The sequence below is a fragment of the Caballeronia udeis genome, assembly GCF_044909315.1.
GTDB classification, from domain to species: Bacteria; Pseudomonadota; Gammaproteobacteria; order Burkholderiales; family Burkholderiaceae; genus Caballeronia; species Caballeronia udeis_A.
Genome location: NZ_JBIYEB010000019.1, coordinates 171935 through 190567 on the forward strand (window position 1 = coordinate 171935; position 18633 = coordinate 190567).

The 18633-nt window shown below is 57.2% G+C and carries 21 protein-coding genes; 5 read left to right on the forward strand and 16 right to left on the reverse strand.

Annotation, left to right across the window (positions count from 1 at the left end; genetic code table 11):
• Positions 1-23: 23 nt before the first annotated feature.
• Together ABH944_RS27705 and ABH944_RS27710 are read right to left on the reverse strand one after the other, a co-directional pair.
• Positions 24-698 (reverse strand): Crp/Fnr family transcriptional regulator, encoded by a 675-nt coding sequence (locus ABH944_RS27705; RefSeq protein ID WP_404610357.1) that lies wholly within the window; start codon positions 696-698, stop codon positions 24-26.
• Positions 699-804: 106 nt separating this feature from the next.
• Positions 805-1128 carry a GNAT family N-acetyltransferase gene (locus ABH944_RS27710; RefSeq protein ID WP_404659555.1) on the reverse strand — a complete coding sequence of 108 codons (324 nt, stop codon included), beginning with the start codon at positions 1126-1128 and terminating at the stop codon, positions 805-807.
• On the opposite strand from ABH944_RS27710, the gene ABH944_RS27715 reads away from it, so the two are divergent.
• Entirely contained in the window at positions 1129-1257 is a 129-nt protein-coding gene (locus ABH944_RS27715) for a hypothetical protein (protein ID WP_404659557.1), read from the forward strand. It abuts the gene before it with no gap.
• Between the two features lie 130 nt (positions 1258-1387).
• Positions 1388-2038, forward strand: a complete 651-nt coding sequence (locus ABH944_RS27720; RefSeq protein ID WP_404610356.1) for a helix-turn-helix domain-containing protein — start codon at positions 1388-1390, stop codon at positions 2036-2038.
• Positions 2039-2077: 39 nt separating this feature from the next.
• Here ABH944_RS27720 and ABH944_RS27725 read toward each other — a convergent pair whose 3' ends face one another.
• The 14 genes from ABH944_RS27725 to ABH944_RS27790 form a co-directional block, all read right to left on the reverse strand.
• On the reverse strand, positions 2078-2677 hold the full coding sequence (locus ABH944_RS27725; protein ID WP_404610355.1) for a hypothetical protein: 600 nt from the start codon (positions 2675-2677) through the stop codon (positions 2078-2080).
• A gap of 65 nt (positions 2678-2742) precedes the next feature.
• Positions 2743-3498 (reverse strand): amino acid ABC transporter ATP-binding protein, encoded by a 756-nt coding sequence (locus tag ABH944_RS27730; protein ID WP_404610354.1) that lies wholly within the window; start codon positions 3496-3498, stop codon positions 2743-2745.
• 52 nt (positions 3499-3550) lie between these two features.
• The gene (locus ABH944_RS27735; RefSeq protein ID WP_404610353.1) at positions 3551-4195 is read right to left on the reverse strand and encodes a type 2 periplasmic-binding domain-containing protein; all 645 of its coding nucleotides are present in this window, start codon (positions 4193-4195) and stop codon (positions 3551-3553) included.
• Positions 4196-4209: 14 nt separating this feature from the next.
• Positions 4210-4977 carry an ABC transporter permease gene (locus tag ABH944_RS27740; protein WP_404610352.1) on the reverse strand — a complete coding sequence of 256 codons (768 nt, stop codon included), beginning with the start codon at positions 4975-4977 and terminating at the stop codon, positions 4210-4212.
• A gap of 3 nt (positions 4978-4980) precedes the next feature.
• Complete coding sequence (locus tag ABH944_RS27745) at positions 4981-5658, reverse strand: ABC transporter permease (protein WP_404610351.1); 678 nt, start codon at positions 5656-5658, stop codon at positions 4981-4983.
• A gap of 13 nt (positions 5659-5671) precedes the next feature.
• Complete coding sequence (locus ABH944_RS27750) at positions 5672-6469, reverse strand: transporter substrate-binding domain-containing protein (protein ID WP_404610350.1); 798 nt, start codon at positions 6467-6469, stop codon at positions 5672-5674.
• A 242-nt stretch (positions 6470-6711) separates the two neighbouring features.
• Entirely contained in the window at positions 6712-7233 is a 522-nt protein-coding gene (locus tag ABH944_RS27755; RefSeq protein WP_404610349.1) for a prolyl-tRNA synthetase associated domain-containing protein, read from the reverse strand.
• 72 nt (positions 7234-7305) lie between these two features.
• Positions 7306-8736 carry an aspartate ammonia-lyase gene (locus ABH944_RS27760; RefSeq protein WP_404610348.1) on the reverse strand — a complete coding sequence of 477 codons (1431 nt, stop codon included), beginning with the start codon at positions 8734-8736 and terminating at the stop codon, positions 7306-7308.
• Entirely contained in the window at positions 8705-9694 is a 990-nt protein-coding gene (locus tag ABH944_RS27765) for a LysR family transcriptional regulator (RefSeq protein ID WP_404610347.1), read from the reverse strand. The genes ABH944_RS27760 and ABH944_RS27765 overlap by 32 nt, the downstream gene beginning before the upstream one ends.
• 67 nt (positions 9695-9761) lie before the next feature.
• On the reverse strand, positions 9762-11144 hold the full coding sequence (locus tag ABH944_RS27770) for an MFS transporter (protein WP_404610346.1): 1383 nt from the start codon (positions 11142-11144) through the stop codon (positions 9762-9764).
• Positions 11145-11589: 445 nt separating this feature from the next.
• Positions 11590-12318, reverse strand: a complete 729-nt coding sequence (locus tag ABH944_RS27775) for an amino acid ABC transporter ATP-binding protein (protein WP_404610345.1) — start codon at positions 12316-12318, stop codon at positions 11590-11592.
• On the reverse strand, positions 12293-13030 hold the full coding sequence (locus tag ABH944_RS27780; protein WP_404610344.1) for an amino acid ABC transporter permease: 738 nt from the start codon (positions 13028-13030) through the stop codon (positions 12293-12295). The genes ABH944_RS27775 and ABH944_RS27780 overlap by 26 nt, the downstream gene beginning before the upstream one ends.
• A 3-nt stretch (positions 13031-13033) precedes the next feature.
• Complete coding sequence (locus ABH944_RS27785) at positions 13034-13732, reverse strand: amino acid ABC transporter permease (RefSeq protein ID WP_404610343.1); 699 nt, start codon at positions 13730-13732, stop codon at positions 13034-13036.
• 37 nt (positions 13733-13769) lie between these two features.
• Positions 13770-14597, reverse strand: coding sequence for an ABC transporter substrate-binding protein (locus ABH944_RS27790; RefSeq protein WP_404610342.1), 828 nt, complete (start codon positions 14595-14597; stop codon positions 13770-13772).
• 281 nt (positions 14598-14878) lie between these two features.
• Between ABH944_RS27790 and ABH944_RS27795 the strand changes: the two genes are divergently transcribed.
• The 3 genes from ABH944_RS27795 (at position 14879) to ABH944_RS27805 (ending at position 18487) form a co-directional block, all read left to right on the forward strand.
• Positions 14879-16177, forward strand: a complete 1299-nt coding sequence (locus ABH944_RS27795) for an aminotransferase class V-fold PLP-dependent enzyme (protein ID WP_404610341.1) — start codon at positions 14879-14881, stop codon at positions 16175-16177.
• 116 nt (positions 16178-16293) lie between these two features.
• Entirely contained in the window at positions 16294-17223 is a 930-nt protein-coding gene (locus tag ABH944_RS27800; RefSeq protein WP_404610340.1) for a LysR family transcriptional regulator, read from the forward strand.
• Between the two features lie 163 nt (positions 17224-17386).
• Positions 17387-18487 (forward strand): LacI family DNA-binding transcriptional regulator, encoded by a 1101-nt coding sequence (locus ABH944_RS27805; protein WP_404610339.1) that lies wholly within the window; start codon positions 17387-17389, stop codon positions 18485-18487.
• Positions 18488-18633: the final 146 nt, after the last annotated feature.

Genomic DNA, 18633 nt, shown 5'->3' on the forward strand with positions numbered 1-18633 from the left:
CGTCTGTATAGCGAGTTACCAAATCAACCGAGAAGTTTGGACGAGTCGAGCACCCAGATGCGACGCTGCCGGAGTTCAATCGCGCCGAGTGTCGTCAACCGCTTCAAAGCCCGTGTGACGGTGACCCGGGTCGCTCCCGTCATGGCGGCGATTTGCTCATGAGTCAGGGGGATACATATCAACGTTCCGTCCTCCCGCTGCTCGCCGTACAACTCTGCCAGCCGTCCCAGTAGCTCACCGATCCTCATCTCCGGTTTCGGAAGCGCCAGGTATTGAATGCGAGAGGCCAGAATCCGCTGTTTGAGCGCAACAATGCGCATGAGGGAGATGGCGAGTTCCGGGCAGGTCGGAATGACCCCTGTGATAACCCTGATGTCAAACTCGATCAGTTCCGAATCTTCAGCCGCGATGGCTGTTGCGATTCGCGGAAAGCCGTCCATGGCAGGGGACTCGCCGAACATGGCCCATGGGCCCATCATTTCAAGCATGAACTCGGCGCCGTCGCTCTGAAAAATCGAGACCTGGATGCGACCTGAAAGCAGAAAATAAAAGGTGAAGCCGAGCTCGCCCTGACGATAAATCATCCGGCCTTTCCCGACCCTTATCTTCCGGCCGAGATGGGCTGCGCGAATCCACACGCCCGCAGTAGCGTCGTCCATATGCCACGTCTCGGTGGTCGCCGCTGCGCCCTTGCTCAAGCCTGTCTCCGTTCATATAGGCGTGCTGACGCGCGTATTGTGGCACGAACGCAAGGCGTGTCCGGCGCAACTTGCGCCCAGGCGATGTCGCCATAAACACGCCCTTCTAGAGGTCCAGCCGCAAGCGCGGACCCACTTCCACAAAACCAACGGACAGGAAGAAATGCAGGGAGCGTGCCCACCGCGGTTGATGCGGGGCACCCACATCGATTCGATGCCATCCCTGCGTCCTGCCCAGCGTGATTGCCTCATGAACAAGTCGCGCAGCCACCCCCGCCGACCGGTGCTCCGGCTTGACGTAGAGCTCGGTGACTTGTCCGAACCGGCCCCCTGCGTACATTGCCATGCCTTCATTCACGAGGATGACACCAACCATCTCGTCGCGTTGATGCGCTACAAAACCAAAGACGCTCCTTTCCGCGGACAACACATGTTCAGCTATGCCGGTGCGGTCGCACGGCTCTATCTTCCCCCCTCCAAGTTCAACGAAAAGAAGGTCGACAAGTTCCGCGACTGCATGCGCATCTTTTCTGCTTGCACGCCTGATCTCACACACTGAAAACTCCCGGCACCCGCATGCTGCGTTGTAGTTGCATTCGGGATTTAGTCTGCCCTTCCCGGTGATGCCTATCTATAATGGTTGCTAGCCCGAATCGTTCAGGAACCACCACTTACGTATTTCATGCTCAATGTCCAAAACTCGAACGGATGACGCTGAAGACATCGCGGAAACCGGGCCCGCCGAGAGGCAACGTGACCCGGCTGTCGACAAGGTCTCTCAAGCTCTGGCCGCCCAGATTCACGCGTTTCGCACGGCCGCGGGCTTGACGTCGGGGGTTCTTGCGAAAATGGCCGGCATTTCTCATTCCATGCTTTCCCGGATTGAGAAAGGCACGGCAACCCCATCAATTGAGACGCTGACCCGAATCTCTCTGGCCTTGGGTAAGCCTGTATCGCGCTTTTTCGTTGACCAGAGCGAACGTCACGACTGCTCCTTCGTGCCTGCGGGGGAGGGAGTCACCGTAGACCGCGAGGGATCATCGTATGGCCACATCTACCGGTTGATTGGACATGTCCTGTCGGGCAACTTGTCGGTCGAACCCTACGTCGTTACGCTCGACGAAAACTCGAAGCCCTGGTCGACTCACCAGACTACCGGCATCCAGTTCCTTCACGTGCTCGAGGGCAAGATGAAGTACCGGTACGCGAATCGGCTTTACGACGTGAAGCCTGGCGACAGCCTGCTGTTCGACCCGAACGCAGCTCACGGTCCGGAAGAGATCCTCACTACGCCTGTCAAATTCCTGGCGGTCTTTTTCAACATCCGGGACTTCAGCTAACGGGGCACGCACGGGTCGCGTGGCCCTCACTCATATTGCTCAGGAGCGCTGCATTTGGGCGAACTGCTTCGATACTGCGCTATCCCGGGCAGCAACAATCTCCCCTTCGCCTACCCGCTGTTTTCCATACACGATCCAGGCGTCATCGGGCGAACCTATTGTTGCATCCACTCGCAACTCGTCCGGATTGGAATCGAAATAGTAGTGGTAGACCAGGGCAGAATCGCACTCTCCCTTCATCAGCCGGTCGAAGGCGAGCGGAATTGAAACCGCAGGCATGAGCATCGAGTACGCGCTCAGGTCTGCATAGTCGTCGGTGGCCGGTGACACGAGCGAGATGGTCTCCGGTTTCACCACCTCTTTTCGCGTCAGAATAGCCAGGGTATGACTCGGCGAGATGAACGTGTCCACAACAAAGCGCTCGCGAAAGTTACTGCCCATCACCCGTGGCGTGTCGGGATGAACCGCACACTGAATGAGGTAGTCAATCTCCTGACCGTCAAACGCAACCAGTGCGTCGTCGAAATTGTCGAAAAGTCTTACGTCGGCATCGAGTTCGTGGAACTTGATGTAGCGACGCGCGACGTATTCATGATTCGTTCCCGAAGGCCCCAGAGTACCGAACCTGATTTTGGACATACTTTGCTCCTGTCAAACTGCTTTTCATGTTTGTTGGCAACCACCCATGCACGAGACTCCAACGGTCACTTGTGAATCATCTGATTGAGAAATTTTTTGGCCCGGTCAGTCTTTGGTTGTGCGAAGAAGTCGGCAGGGGCGTTGTCTTCGACAATCTCGCCCTGGTCCATAAACAAGATCCGGTCCGCCACGGCCTTTGCAAATCCCATCTCGTGTGTCACGCACAGCATCGTCATGCCGTCCTGGACGAGCAAGGTCAGTGTTTCGAGCACTTCCCTGACCATCTCCGGGTCAAGCGCCGAGGTCGGCTCGTCGAGCAGCATGATGGTCGGCGACATGCATAGCGCCCTTGCAATAGCTACGCGTTGTTGCTGACCGCCGGAAAGCTGGGAGGGATACTTGTGCGCGTGACCGGTGACGCGAACCCGTTCCAGCATCTCGGTGGCGCGCGCTTCCGCTTCCTTGCGCTTCAAACCGCGAACGCTGACCGGTGCAAGCGTGCAGTTTTCCAGCACGGTCATGTGTGGAAACAGGTTGAAGTGCTGAAAAACCATCCCTACGTCGGCTCGCACCATCCGGATATGCCTGACGTCGTCGGTGAGCTCGATTCCGTCGACCCGGATGTCTCCTGAATCATGCTTCTCCAGGCGATTCACGCACCGGATGAGCGTCGATTTACCGGACCCGGATGGTCCGCACAAGACAACTTTTTCGCCTCGCCGGACATGGAGCGAAATCGATTTGAGCACGTTGAACTCGCCATAGCTCTTCGAGAGCCGCGTGATGGAAATCGCGAGTTCATGGGTCGGCACGGTGTTCATGACGCAAATCCTTTGCAATTCGTACGGCTTGAATGTCAAGCCGCATAGGTGACTAAGCATGAAACGCACGTCCCGCAGGACTGTCCGTCCACGCAACCATGTTTCCATCAGCCAACCGCTCTCGCCCGTAGACAATCCATGCGTCGTCAACGGTCCCGATTCGCTCGTCGATTCTGAACCGGGTGGGATTTTCGGTTGCAAGCGATGAGTACGTCAGGCCGCTTTCGTATTTCCCGGACAACAGCCCGTCAGCAACTGAACCCGTCGAGGTTTCAGGAATGAGTGTCAGGCCGTCGGTCTTGACATAGTCGCGCGTGGCCGGTTGCAGAGCGAGCGTTTGAGGTGCTTCTACATCAACACGGGTCACCACCGACATGTCCTTGCTGGGAGACACGAACGCATCAATGACGAACAGTTGTTTGCGATACCTGGCCACGATGTCCGCAGTAGTCGGGTGCACCGCGACCTGCACGATGAAGTCGGCTTTGCCATCAATCACCATTTGCGCCGCGTCGTCAAAATCCAGCACGAGTTCCAATGAAGCCAATCCCTTGAGGCCGTGATGTTCAATGTAGCGACCGGTCACGAATTCGTGATTGCTGCCGCTCGGTCCTAGCGTAATAAATCGAAGCAATTTGCGTTTCTCCGTCAATTGAGTCCAAAGGACTCGAACAGTTTTTTTTGCCTGCTCGAACAAGCTGTCCGCTGCGACTAGGATGCGTGGGCACCACCAGAGTCTTCAGACTTGAGTGCCGCATGTGGCTTTGACTTTCGAGCCTTCGTCACACCGGGATCTTTCCCGGTACGGCGCGCGACAATCACCTCCAGGAAACGGAAGGTCTGCGAAACAATGAACGTCATCGCGAGGTAGACAAGTCCGGCTGCAACAAAAATCTCGTACGGTGCATACGTTTCACTGACCAGCAGCTTCGAAGTCCCGGTCAACTCCATGATGGTCACGGTCGACGCGAGTGAAGTCGCTTTCAGGTTCAGGATTGTTTCGTTCGCGTACGCGGGAAGCGCGATGCGAACCGCAATCGGCACCTTGATACGAGTCAGGATGGTCATCTGCCCCAATCCCAGCGCTTCAGCCGCTTCCACGATCCCTTTCGGCACGGCGGTCAATCCACCCATGAGAATGCGTGCCGTGTAGGCGCCGGAGTTCAGCCCTAGCGCAATCACTGCGCACGTGAACGGGTCACGCAATAGCGGCCACACGATGGAATGCCGGATAAACGCGAACTGACCGAAACCGTAATAGAGAAAGAACAATTGCACGAGAGCCGGTGTGCCGCGGAACGCGCCAATATAGAACTTGACGGCATTGCTCATCAGCCTGGACGAGCTGAGTCCGGCGAGAGCAGCCGGCACGCCCACGGCCAGGCCCACTATTACAATGGCGACAAACAATTCGAGCGTGGCCGGTACCGACGCAAGCAGTCGGGGCAGGCTCGACAGGAACAACGGGAAGTCAAACATGCCTCACCTCGCCAATGCGGCTGATGTCCTGCGGCGCACGCTACCGAACGCGTTTGTCATCGCATAGCTGAGCACGAAGTACACAACGCCAGCGACAAGGTAAAAGAAGAATGGTCGATTTGTTGCCTCGACGGCAAAGCCCGTTCGCCGCATCAGGTCTTCAAGACCGACCAGCGAGACAAGGGCCGTCTCTTTGAGCAACACAGTCAGTTGGTTGCCGAAAGCAGGCACTGCGAGGCGCCACGCCTGAGGCGCGATCACATGAACAAAGCTGCCTGTTCCCGATAGTCCCAAAGCGGCAGCAGCCTCGATCTGGCCGCGCGGAACCTCCAGAATGGCTCCGCGGAAAATCTCCGTCGCGTACGCTCCGAACACGAACCCCAAAGACAAAGCGCCTGCTCCAAACGCGTTGATTTCAATGGGCCGGCCCATCACGTGGGAAAGCGTCGCGCTGCCGCCGTAGTACACAAGAAAGATGACCAGCAGGTCCGGCACGCCTCGTATGGTGGTCGTATATGCGCCTGCAATCTGCCTGAGTACCCTGGACTGCGACAACTTCGCCGCCGCCATCAGAACGCCAATCACCGTGCCGAAAGCTGCGGCCGCAAGTGCGACCAGGAGGGTCGTCAGGGCACCTAGCAGAATGAGTCCGCCATAGCCGTTCAGAGTGAAACTTGACATGCCGCACCCCGCGTTACATCAGTGGGAAGGGGAAGTACTTCTTTCTGATCTGGTCGTATGTGCCGTTCGCCATGATGGCGGCCAGCGCTGCGTTGATGCGGCTGCAGAGTTCAGCGTCGCTGAGTCGAACGGCAATTGCGTTCCCGTCGCCGAGTATTCCGCCTTTGAATTCCGGTCCGACGAACGCGAAATCCTTAGAGTCCGGCCGCTTGAAGAAGTCGGCATAGAACGTCGCCTTGTTGCCGATGATGAGGTCGACACGACCTGCGACCAGATCCAGTTCCGGCTGACGGGTATCGTCATACAGCACGAGAGACGCCGTCTTGTCGTAACCGTTAGCGGTCAGCCACTGGTGCTGGGAAGAGCCGCGTTGCACCCCGATGCGCTTGCCTTTCAGGCCAGCAGGCGAGACGTCCTTTATCCCGCTGTCCTTTGCCGCGATAAAACTGGACGTGGTGTCCTTGTACCTGTTGGTGAACAGAACCTGCTTGCGCCGCTCGGGCGTGGTCGACATGGAGGCAACGATTGCGTCGTATCGATTCGCCTGGAGACCTGGGATGATGCCGTCCCACGCCTGCGCAACGATCTGGCATTTCATTTTCATCTGTACGCAGAGGGCATTCGCAATGTCTACGTCGAAGCCCTGAAGCTGGCCGGAGGAATCCTTGAAACTCCACGGAGGATAAGTACCCTCGGTTGCAACCCTCAGCGTGTCGCCTGCGGAAAAAGCGGGACCCGACATGACCAATGCTGCAGCCGTCAGGGCGCACGTGACCAATCCTCGAAAAAGTCGAAACAGGGTGTGTGACATGGCATCTCTCTCGTCGCGATTTCTGCGCCCAAGTGTTCCGTCGCATTGGAAGTAAAGGTAGTCATTCTTTAATTTAGTGTCAATATTTTAATTTTATGCAAATTTCCTAATCGGGTTTACACGTAATTTGACGCCCGAATGGGCGATTGGGGTCGCGGTGGCACCTGTAATCATCTGCTCAATGAACGGGTGGCCGGAGGCGAGTTGCTTGCCGCGTTCGCGGCCGGGAATGACGTGGCGTGTCAGATTGACAGGTGACTCTGATCGGACGCGCGACTAGCGAGGACGCGCCAATCTGCCGGGTGGCCTATGCTCGCGAGGAAGTCATCCAATCCAATACGGGAAAGCGAGACGCTTGCATTGTTTTCGAGCGGATGGAACAGAAACGTTGATTCTCCAGCCAGTTCCGAATCGATGACGAGTCGTATGCGCCGGGCTTCATCATTGACCAGCGCGAGGGGGCTTAGGGAACCGGGGCGTGTCCCTAGCAACTCGAAGAGCTTGTCTGCGGATACGAACGAAAGCCGCTTGCTGCCCAGAATTTTCGCGACCGAGGACAGGTCGAGCGACTTCGCAGCCGTGGTTACTACAAGAACGTGGTGGCCGCGCTTATCCTGAAGGAGCAGATTCTTGCAGCGCGCACCTTGCAGGGAAAGCGTCAGCATTCCGGACTCGGCCATGTTGAGCACCGAGTCATGCTGCTCGCAAGAAAAGGGAATGTTCCTTTCCTCCAGGCGTTTTAATAGTTCGTCTTTTCCCAGCATGCTGTTGTCTATCTTTAATTAAAAACGAGCCGGCCGGGAAAGGCTCCCGGTCGGCTCGCGCGTAGTGAGCGCTTACGCGTCAAACACGGGATACGACGCCTTGCGGATTGCCGCGATGGTGTCATCCGTGGAAAGCAGTCCGGACTCGTCCAGAATCGTGATCAGGGAGCGGCCTTCGGCCACGGATTGGCGCGCAAGTTTGCTGACACGAGCGTAGCCAATCTTGGGAACCATTGCTGTGGCTACCGCCATGGATTCCATCAAATGCCGCTCGTTGCGCGCAACATCAGCCTTGATGTCCTTGATGCACTTCTGCCCGAAACGCCGGATGCCGTTTGTGAGCAGCTCGATGCTATCGAAAACGCGCGATGCGACCACGGGTTCAAAATGGTTTATTTCCAATTCGCCATATTGCACTGCCTGCGCAACTGCAACGTCATTTCCAACAATTGCGAAGCTTAACTGAATAATTGCCATTGGCAGGACAGGATTGACCTTGCCCGGCATGATGGATGATCCGGCCTGCGCTTCCGGCAGCTTCAGTTCTCCGAGGCCGCCGACAGGACCCGACGACAGGACGGTCAGGTCGGATGCAATTTTTGCGAGCGATACTGCGCAAGTACGAAGTTCAGCTGAAACGCGTGAGAACACATCCATGTTCTGCATGGCATCGAACGGATTGGCCGGTGCCTGGTAATCCACACCGGTGATGCGGCGAAGGTGCGTGTATACCGCAGCACGGTAACCCGCAGGCGCGCCAAAGCCGGTGCCAATCGCGGTGCCGCCCAAAGGCAGTGTTCGGAGCTTGTCGCGGACCGCCACGAGTTCTTCTGCCAAGCGCTCTGTCAGAGACGCGTACCCTCCGAAGAGTTGACCCAGACGCATCGGCTGGGCGTCCTGCAGGCATGTGCGGCCGAGGTGCAACACATCAGCGAACTCGGCGGCTTTGCCATCAAACAGCGCGGCAAGTTGCGAGACCTCTTTGATCAACAATTCGAGCATTGCGTACGTCGCAATTTTCAACGCGGCCGGATAGACGTCGTTCGTGGATTGGGACAGGTTGACGTGGTCATTCGGATGAATCACTTCATAGTGTCCGGCAGCATGACCCAAGAGCTGCTGGGCACGATTGGCAATGACCTCGTTGAAGTTCATGTTGGTGGATGTCCCACCCGACCCTTCCATAAGATCGACCACGAACGAAGCGTCAAAGTGCCCCTCGATGACTTCCTGGCACGCCTTGACAATGGCCTCACATTGTTCTTTGGTCAGGACGTCGTTGTCGCGGTTGGCCAACGCTGCGGCCCACTTGACCTGGGCGAAAGCGTCCCGGAACTGCGTGTAGTGCGCGACGTTCAGAGACGAAACCGTGAGGTTGTCCACTCCGCGAACCGTGTTGACTCCATACAGCTTGTCGCCTGGAATGGTGACCTCGCCAACATAGTCACGTTCGACTCTTTGTTCGCCTTCGTTATGCTTGATCATAAGAATTCCTTTCGCCAACGGTAATAAGTTGTTCTATGTCTGAGCCGACGGCTTTCACCCTCGGCATGAATGACGTTTCGATCACTTCGCGCGCCGTATCGCACGCGTCGTCAAAAAAAACGTTGTATTCGTCCCGGCGTGCCACCAGATAAAGAGAGCGCTCAAGACCCAACTTTTCAACCACATGGATAGCAAGCTTGCTTGCATGCGTGACACCCTGAAGAAGACACATAGGGGACGTGATGGCCCAGCCGATTCCTTCCGCAACCATCGAAGTCAAGGCATCTGCGTTGTCCAGTTCAAGCCGGTTTGGAAGCCGTACTTCAATCCGCCGCAAATACCGCTCGATCTGCATTCCAACCTGTGATGTGCGATTGAACCGGACAATAGGCAAGCTGCTGCCAAGAGCTCGCACATCCTCGATGGTTCGCACAGACTTCCGTAGCTCCTTTGGCGTTATGACAAAGTAGCGCTCCGAGAAGAGCCGGTACCGGACCACGTCGTTGGCGTCCATCAACGGGTCGCTTGTGACGATCAGGTCCAGGTCACGCCGCAGGAGTGCTTCTCCCTGCTGGGGGCTCAACCCGGTACGTATCGACAACTGCGAAACTTTGCCTAGCAAGTTCTTTGTAAAAACCGAGCCGCAAGTAGACGCAAACGAGTCGACCAGTCCGATCCGCAAGTCCGGCTTGATGCCTCGTCCGGCTTCTACAACCTGGGCCTTCAGATTTGCAATCTCTTCGCTTAACACGACGCCCCGGTTCCGAAGTGCGATGCCAAAGGGGGTGAGCGCCAGCGGCCGGGTCGTGCGGTTCACCAGCACGACGCCCAACTCTTCCTCGAGCTGACGGATTATTTGCGACACGCCTGATTGAGATATGCCCAGCTTGGTGGCCGCCGAAGACATGCTTCCCTCTTCCGCAACGGCGACAAAGACTTGCACCGCATGCATATCGATTGGTTTGTTTGGCAACATGGCGCGTCCCGATAAGAGCGTACTGGCTTATGTTCACGCGTCCGGACCGCAGCCTTCGAATGGGCAATCAGATGCGTGTCTTGCTGCTGCCCAACGCTGAGGCAGCGATGGATCCCGCTATTGCCTGGTCATCGGTGGCGTTATCGGACTTTACGTCCGAGAGGTTTTCCCCGCCAGTTTCGGGGGCCAGCATATGACAGAAGACTCCGCCGAAAAGCAGCACTGCAACACAGATACCCAATGCAGCGTGAATGCCAACATGCTGAACTGCGAGCGGCAGAAGGAATGTGCTGATGGCGGAACCGAAGCGGCTTGAGGCGACCGCCAGGCCGACGCCGGATGCTCGAAGGTGTGTCGGGAAGAGTTCGGGCGGGTAGACAAATTCGAGGTTCGCCGCAGCCGAGAGAATGCAAGCGAAGACGCCGAAAGCCAGCATCGTGCCGATCGGTCCAAAATTCGCATAGGCAAGCACAGCCAATCCAAGCGCTGCAAGGTAGAAGGTTCCTATCAGGAACATTCGGCGCGAGAGCTTATCGACGAGTACCAGTCCAATCACCGCGCCGGCGAAGAGCAGGATGTTATAGACAAGGCCGCCCGTGAAGCTGTCTTTGACTTTCAGGGCTTGCAGAACCCTCGGCGCGAAAGTGCCCAGCGCAAAGTAAGGAATAACCTGGCAGGTATAGAAGACGCAGCCAACGAGGGTGTTCTTGCGCCAACGTGGCGAGAGCAACTCCGACCAGGCACCGCGACGCTGCTTAGGCACCTCCGCCGGCGTCGAAAGCATGACGTCAGGGCCGAACTTACGGCGGATGATGGCGAGCGCTTCATCGCCGCGACCTCGTTTCATCAGCCACATCGGCGACTCGGGCACGATAAGGCGGAACGGAAGAATCAGCAGGGCCGGAATGCCGCTCGCGGCAAGCATGAGCCGCCAGGTGTCGGGGCCGATGTCACGCATGGCGAAGCCGGCAAGATAGGCACCCACATATCCCGCTGCCCACGCTGCAGCGAGCACGCTAAGCAGGCGTCCACGATAGCGGCGGGGCGAGTATTCCGTCACCAGGGATTTGCTCACCACATAATCGGCGCCGAGGATGAACCCGAGCACGAGACGCAGGACCAGCAACTGCTCGGGTGACGTCACGAAATACTGGGCAGCGGAGACTACTGCGAAAAGCAGCATGTCGAACGCAAAAATTGTCCGGCGGCCGTATTTGTCCGCAATCGGACCCGCCAGCATGCTGCCGAAGAACAGCCCCGCAAGCGATGCCGCCCCGAGTAGTCCTGTCCAAAGGGCATTGAGATGCAGCGGACCGGCAGCCATGCTGACGGCAATGCCGATAATCCCCAGCACGAAACCATCACTGAACTGCCCGCCTGTTCCGCTGAACGCCACTCCTACGTGGAAGGGGCGAAGAGGTAGATCCTCCAGCAACACCTGTTTGCTCACAATCGTCTCCTGTCGCTCGTTCTGGTGCTCAAGCCGGCTGCACCTTGGAAACCAGTTTAGGGTGACGACTTCAGAAAAACAGCATGTCACGATCGAGTATCACTAATTCTAATACTGTGCCGCAGTGGCGCTGAATCTGTGACCGAGGGAGGGGCCTCAACCACACCTCAGCACGATCAAAACCTCACTGTTTCGTGCGGATGCACGGCGAAAGCATGGGCAACATCTGCGCATACATCTTCGGGTTGCCTGCCGCAATCTCACTGATCTACAGGAAGTCGGAACCGCCGCTTAGGAAAAACCTTGCGTGGCGAAGCCGAATCCCGCTGAAACGCGGCCCTGTTTTTCACGAGCGATTCAATGCGCGCAGACTTGGCCGCTGCACATGAATACGCAGCGGCCAGGTTGCCTGGACCTGCGGAAGATTTGACGTTCGCGGCCTGCCCTAATGCGCCCTCAGATCAGACAGGAAGGCTTTGGAACGTGCGTGCTGAGGCGCTGTAAAGAATGCTTCCGGAGCGTTTTCTTCGAGAATGACGCCTCTGTCCATGAACCAGACCCGGTCGCTTACTTCGCGAGCGAATCCCATTTCATGCGTCACGCAGACCATGGTCATGCCGTCCCGGGCAAGCGACTTCATGACGTTCAATACTTCGCCGACCATCTCGGGGTCCAACGCACTCGTGGGCTCGTCAAATAGCATGACAGGCGGGTTCATGGCGAGCGCTCTGGCAATCGCGACCCGTTGCTGCTGTCCGCCGGACAATTGCTGCGGATACGCATTTGCCTTGTGGGCGAGCCCGACACGGTCGAGCAAAGCCGCGGCGTGTTCCCGGGCTTCGCGTTTGCTCCGTCCTGATACGCGGACTGGCGCCAGGCAGACGTTCTCAGCCACTGACAGGTGCGGAAAGAGATTGAAAGACTGAAACACAAAGCCTATGCCGCTGCGAAAGTCATTGATCCGCAGACCAGGCGCATGGATATCCTGACCATTCACGTAGATAACACCGGACTTGATCTCCTCGAGGCGATTCACGGTCCGGATGAGCGTGGATTTTCCCGAGCCGGACGGGCCACAGATGACGACGACCTCGCCTTTCTTCACCTCCGCCGTGACGTCAGTGAGCGCCTGATACTCTCCGTACCACTTATTGACCTTCGAGAACCGAATCATTTGCAATGCTCCTTAGCTGCGTCATTCTGGGCGATCGCTTGCGTGTGATGGTGCGCTCCAGATGTTGAGCGCATTGTGTGAGCACGAAGCACACGATGAAGTAGGTGATCGCCAAAATGAGAAAAACGGGGAATGGGCGCGTCAGCAAATTGTTATTGACCTGGTTTGCCGAAAACGTCAGTTCCTGCACGCTGATAACGTACCCGATCGATGTCTCTTTGATGATTGAGACAAACTGGCTGATGATGCTGGGGACCATGTTGTAAAGCGCTTGCGGCATGATCACCCACAGGTTTGTCTTCCAATACCCCATCCCCAGTGCGCGCGAGGCTTCGACCTGTCCCTTCGGAAGCGCCTGGATGCCTGCGCGCACCACCTCGGAGAGATAGGCCGACTCATAGACAATGAGCGTACAGATCAGCGTGGTGAAAGCGGTCACGCTATGACCCACCAGAATGGGTACAAGGAAATATCCCCAGAAAACGAACATCACCAGGGGAACGCCGCGCACGATATAGACCAGTACGGTGGAACTCACGTAGAAGAACCGGATAGGCGATGTCCTGCACAATGCGATTCCAATGCTGATGGGGAAAGACAGGACCAGACCCATCACCGAAAGGATGAGAGTCAGCACAAGCCCCCCAAGGGGCCCGGTCGGATACTGTCCGACCAGCAGAAGCAACCAGTTGTCGCGAATGATGTCGAGCATGAGTTACCTCGCCCGGTTCTGAATACGCTTCTCAACCAGGGCACCCAGTCCCATCAGACCCAGGGACACGGTGAGATAGAACAATGTCGCAACAGCGTAGGCTTCGAACGTCTTGAACGTTTCGTTCTCGATCTCCCGAACAACGTATGTCATCTCCGCTGCACCAATGGTCATTGCAAGGCTCGTGTTCTTGAACAGCAGGACCGTGTGGTTGATAAATGTCGGCAGCGCATTTCTAATGGCCTGTGGAAGCGTCACATAACGCATGGTGGCGAAGAAGCTCAGGCCCAGGGACCGTGCCGCTTCCTGTTGGCCATGATGTACCGACCTTAGACCGCTGCGAAGATCCTCCGAGAAGTACGCCGACATGCACAGGCCGACCGCAATCGATGCAAAGATCAACTCGCCGTCGTGCGCATTGATCCAGGTCTGCGCGGCGTCTGGAAGAAGCGTGGGGACCCCAAAATACCAAAGCAGAATCTGCACGAGCATGGGAACGTTTTGGTGGTAGGCCACAAATGCGGCAACGGTTTTTGTTGCTACGGGCAAACCCGAGGCGCGCAGGACCGCGAGCGCTACGCCCAGTCCCACGGCCAGAGTCCAGCTCGTTGCCGTCAGCTCGAATGTCTTGATCGCACCGGACACAAGCAGATGCGCAAAAGGTCCGGCAAAGATCGCGCTGAAATCAAGGCGTCCAAGCATGCTTCACTCCTTCTGTCAGCTCGAACCGGCTATGCAATCAGCCGGGAATGGGTGCAGTGGTGAAGTCACGCTTCATCTTGAAGGACGAACCGGTTCCGAGCCATTTGTCGAAGATTTGCTGCGACTCACCCGACGCCTGCATCTTCACCAATGCGCCGTTGACTGCATCGGCCAGACCGGGTTCGCCCTTCTTCATTCCGAGGCCCCAGTATTCGCGGCCGACGGGCGGGCTCAGGATGGTGATTGTGTTGGCGTTAGCGCCAAGCTTGTCGATGAAGCGGTGCATGAGGCTCTCCGACAGCACGTATCCATCGACCTTCTTTTGAGCGAGGGCCATGAATGCGGATGGCGCGTCGTCATAGCTGACAATTTGCGCGGTGGGCAATACGCGTTGCACCATGGGTATGTTGCTCGAGCCCTTGATCGTGCTGACCCGTTTTCCTGCCAGATCGCCAAGCTTCTTGTTCGAGCTTGCCGTGGATGCGGCCATCACCTGGTTGCTGACGAAGTAGGTGTCCGAGAATGTAATCTGTTGCGCGCGTTGCGGGTTGAATCCCAGAACAGCGGCAAGAATATCGATGCGTCCTTGCGTCAGCTCGGGAATGCGTGCGTCCAGTGACAGCACTTTCAATTCAGGTTTAACGCCTAACTCTTTTGCTACCCCCTTGCAGAAGTCGACGTCATATCCGACTATTTCCCGGGTATCTGGGTCTTGAAAGCCGAAGGGTGCGCCGTTGCTGAGAACCCCGCACACAAGCGTGCCACGCGCCTTTATGTCCGCCAGCTGGTCGGCGTTCGCAACCCCCGTGCCGGTCACCAGGGCGGCAAGCGCGGCTACCGCGATGCATGTTTTGTATCGGTTCACTAGAGTTCTCCAAAAGGACGGAATTTAAGTCGGCGCATGGTGTGCAGGGTTACTACCAAGAGCCGTGCGACCCTGTTGGAACCCATTCTTTCACGCAGAAAATCTGTTCAAAAGTGATATTTTTCGATAGTGTTGCATCGCTTTTATTCATGAAGTGATCGGAAATAAAGCGATGAGATATCATCAAAAAAAATCGCTTTTCGTCTGGTTTTGCGAGACTTATCGTGGACCCGAAATGTCGCGAGAGTGTCTTGCGAATGACGACGAAAAAGGGATAGACGATGGAAAGCGCCGACGGGCAACTTTTCAGCGACGCGCTGATGCGCGTTGTCAGAGAGAAGTTTCACTATGTTGATTCGGACTTCACGGGGCGCAAGCGGCTCTACTTTGACAATGCGGGTGGCTCTTACCGCCTGAAGAGGGCCGTCGAGCGTTACTCCGAAGTCGACCTGATTCCAGATAACCCGGAGCGCATACATGAAGTCGCCCGTGCGTTGCAGGCGATACAAAGGAAGGGCGCGGAAGATGCCCGCCTGATCCTGAACGCGGAAGAGGGAACGCTCTACGCCTCGTTGACCGCGTCGGGAGCCATGTTCCAGATGGTCCAGGCAATAGCCGGAGCCGTTCCCGGGACCAACATGGTGACGACGGTACTGGAGCATCCGTCTTCATATGACGCTGTCGCCCTATACGCGCAAGGACAGGGTAAAGAGCTTCGTGTCGCGAAGAGCAATCGGGTGACAGGGGGTATAGACGTTGAGGAAGTGCTTGGCCTGATTGATTCCGGGACTTGCCTGCTTAGCCTTATTTATGCGTCGAACATTACCGGCGCAAAAATCGATCTCGAGCGGATCGTGCGGGAAGCGAGAGCGATCAAGCCGGATCTGTACATTGTTGTCGATGCCGTGCAGCACGCTCCGCACGGGTTGATCGATCTGAAAAAGACGCCCGTTGACGGCATCAATTTTGCACCTTATAAATTTTTCGGATGCAGAGGGTCGGGCATCTCGTGGCTCTCCCCGCGTGCGGCGAGGTTGCCTCATCAGAAGCTTGCCGCAAAACCGGAAGATCACTGGGACTTGGGCAGTTCGGCGCCGGCGCAGTTCGCTGTCGTGACCGAGATTGTCGACTACGTATGCTGGCTGGGAGCTCAGTGCGTGGATTCGGCCGACCGCAGGTCGCAATATGCGACGGGCATGAAGGCGATCGGACTACACGAGCGGGGCCTGCTTTCAAGAATGCTCAATGGAGCCGGAGAAGTGCGCGGGCTTCGCGACTTGGCCGGTGTCCAGGTCTTGCTGGACCACAATGACCTGACTCGCCGTGACCTGATTCTTGCGATTGCATTCGATGACCTTCCCGAGGTCGATGCGGTCAGGGAATACGAGCGCCGGGGCGTCATTGTTTACGAGCGGGTATCAACAAGCCTGTATTCGAAGCGAATGCTCGCATCGTTTGGGTTGACAGGGGCGGTTCGCATCTCCCCCTTGCACTGCAATTCGCCCGAAGACATTGACGTATTTCTCCAGGTCACTGCCGATATCGCCGAAAAGGCGGCTGTCAAAGGCATCAACGTGTAACCGCGAGATCCATTTGCAGGTCCGTTCCAGCCGGGAAATTGCGAAGGTTGGAATAGTCTGAAAAGAGATGTTATTGTCGCTGATAACATCTCTTTCGCACTTGCACCCAGACCGGCATGCTTACTTTCAAACAGATGGAAGCGTTGTACTGGATTGTCCAGTTGGGGTCCTTCGAGGCCGCTGCCGGAAGATTGAACACGAGCCAGTCGGCAATATCGAAACGTATCCATGAACTTGAGTCGGCATTCGACTTCCTCGTATTTGACCGGACCTCGCGCGCGGCCCGGCTCACTGAAAAGGGCAATGAGCTGTTCGAGTATGCGGAGGAACTGCTTGAGCGGCGGGACGAAATTGTTGAGCGCGTAAGCGCCAAGGAAGTGCTTATCCGGCGGATCCGGATTGGCGTTACCGAATTGACCGCACTTACGTGGTTGCCGCGCCTGATATCTGTTATTAAGGAAACCTACCCAAAGGTCAATGTCGAGGCCGAGGTCGAGTTGAGCGCCACGCTGAGGGACCGGCTCGCAACCGATACCGTGGACCTGATCATTGTCCCCCAGGTTGCAGCAAGCGAGCGTTTTACCAGCATCCCGGTCGGCACAGTGGAAAACGCATGGATGTGTTCTCCTTCGCTTCATTCGGGCAAAGCGACAATACCCATTGCCGACATTGCCCATCTTCCGTTGCTTCTGCAGGGCAATCTGTCGGGGACGGGGCTGACTTACTCCCAGTTTTTGTCCGAGAACGGAGTGAGCACGGCGAAAATCCTGGTCGCCAACAACCTGGTCGCACAAATCGGGTTGACTGTCTCGGGAATGGGCGTGAGCTACTTGCCGAAGACATGTCTTAACTACATGGTCACCGCAGGCATCCTGAAGATCATCAAAACGAAGCCTGCTCTTCCGCCCGTCCACTACGTGGCGCTCCACAGAGCAGAGCATGCCTATTCGCTCAGTAGTCAGGTCGCTCAACTGGCGCAGAAGTGCTGCGATTTCAATGCAAACCTGCTGGATCCGCGGGCGCTTTCGTCTGCAAACCAAACCTGAGTGCGACGCGAGGAGAGCGGCCGGCAAAACGTGGATATGCCACGCCATTCGTCAATCCGCTCCTGTGTATCCTGATAGCGATCGGCGCTCTTGAGGGCCTTCAACATTGCGGCCTGGAATCGTCATCCAGTATCATTCACACACCAGATCAATGAAGAGCACGATGCCCGACGACGACAAGTTTCCGACTTCCGCGCCTCCCCGCATGGCGGATGTAGCGCGCATCGCCGGGGTCTCCAAGATGACGGTGTCGCGTGTCCTCGCGGGACGGCCCGTGAGCGTGGCCACGCGTGAGCGCGTACTGGACGTGGTCAATCAATTGGGTTACGTCGCGGACGCGGCGGCCGGCGCATTATCGTCGGGACGTTCTTCTTTCGTCGCCGTCCTCGTACCTTCGCTCTCAAGCTCGAATTTCTCCGATACCGTTCGCGGCATCAACGACGTGATTGAACCCGCCGGCATGCAAATGCTGCTGGCGAATACGGACTATCATCTGCCGCGCGAAGAGGAGCTTGTCAGGGCGCTGCTTCGCTATCAACCGCGTTGCATCGTATTGACCGGCAGTCACCACACGGCCGAGACTCACTCCTTGCTGGGGCGTGCGCGCATTCCCGTCATCGAGACATGGGACATGCCGGCGCATCCTATCGATCGTGTTGTCGGCTTCTCTAATGCGGAAGCGTCCCGTGCCATGGTTCGCCATCTTTACGAGCGCGGGTATGAACGCATTGCTTTCGTCAGCAGCGCGTCGAAACTCGACCGGCGCGGTATCGACCGGCGGCGTGGTTATCTGAAGGAAGTCCGGGCGGCCGGCTGTGAACCTCGCGACATCACGAAGAGCGCGTGGACCACGACCATGGCGCACGGGGTCGCCATGGCTCATGGGGCAGCGGCGCTGCAGCAGTTGCTCGAACGCTGGCCCGACACCGACGCCGTGATGTGCGCGAGCGACATCCACGCGTTCGGCGCGGTCATGGCGTGTCATCGGCTGGGCTTGTCGGTGCCGGGTGATATCGCGGTAGCGGGGTTCGGCGACTTCGAAGTGTCCAGGCATTGTTATCCGACCATCACGACTGTTTCTGTCGATGCCTATGGCATTGGGCGCGCTACCGGCGAATCGCTCCTCTCAGCGCTCGCCGAGGCGGAAGGCGAGGGTAAACCGGACAAGACCCGAGGGACGAAAACCGTTGCAGCAACGCAGCGAAAGCCGCTGCCTACGGTCATCGAGATTCACTACGAAGTGGTGCCGCGCGAGAGCACATAGCGGCTCGCGCGACACCCGGTCACGTCAATGGTTGTGGCGTGACTCGCCCTTCGTCTCGACGATGTTCAGGTACAGCGTGGCCGGTTCGAGGCACGCGCCGCTGCCGTGCTGTCCGACCATGCTGCGGTAGATCTCTTCCCATGGCG

Coding starts and splice junctions, on each gene's coding strand:
- ABH944_RS27715 (WP_404659557.1), top strand. CDS start 1,129: ATGTTCAGCTATGCCGGTGCGGTCGCACGGCTCTATCTTCCCCCCTCC.
- ABH944_RS27720 (WP_404610356.1), top strand. CDS start 1,388: ATGTCCAAAACTCGAACGGATGACGCTGAAGACATCGCGGAAACCGGG.
- ABH944_RS27725 (WP_404610355.1), bottom strand. CDS start 2,677: ATGTCCAAAATCAGGTTCGGTACTCTGGGGCCTTCGGGAACGAATCAT.
- ABH944_RS27730 (WP_404610354.1), bottom strand. CDS start 3,498: ATGAACACCGTGCCGACCCATGAACTCGCGATTTCCATCACGCGGCTC.
- ABH944_RS27740 (WP_404610352.1), bottom strand. CDS start 4,977: ATGTTTGACTTCCCGTTGTTCCTGTCGAGCCTGCCCCGACTGCTTGCG.
- ABH944_RS27745 (WP_404610351.1), bottom strand. CDS start 5,658: ATGTCAAGTTTCACTCTGAACGGCTATGGCGGACTCATTCTGCTAGGT.
- ABH944_RS27750 (WP_404610350.1), bottom strand. CDS start 6,469: ATGTCACACACCCTGTTTCGACTTTTTCGAGGATTGGTCACGTGCGCC.
- ABH944_RS27755 (WP_404610349.1), bottom strand. CDS start 7,233: ATGCTGGGAAAAGACGAACTATTAAAACGCCTGGAGGAAAGGAACATT.
- ABH944_RS27765 (WP_404610347.1), bottom strand. CDS start 9,694: ATGTTGCCAAACAAACCAATCGATATGCATGCGGTGCAAGTCTTTGTC.
- ABH944_RS27775 (WP_404610345.1), bottom strand. CDS start 12,318: ATGATTCGGTTCTCGAAGGTCAATAAGTGGTACGGAGAGTATCAGGCG.
- ABH944_RS27780 (WP_404610344.1), bottom strand. CDS start 13,030: ATGCTCGACATCATTCGCGACAACTGGTTGCTTCTGCTGGTCGGACAG.
- ABH944_RS27785 (WP_404610343.1), bottom strand. CDS start 13,732: ATGCTTGGACGCCTTGATTTCAGCGCGATCTTTGCCGGACCTTTTGCG.
- ABH944_RS27795 (WP_404610341.1), top strand. CDS start 14,879: ATGGAAAGCGCCGACGGGCAACTTTTCAGCGACGCGCTGATGCGCGTT.
- ABH944_RS27800 (WP_404610340.1), top strand. CDS start 16,294: ATGCTTACTTTCAAACAGATGGAAGCGTTGTACTGGATTGTCCAGTTG.
- ABH944_RS27805 (WP_404610339.1), top strand. CDS start 17,387: ATGCCCGACGACGACAAGTTTCCGACTTCCGCGCCTCCCCGCATGGCG.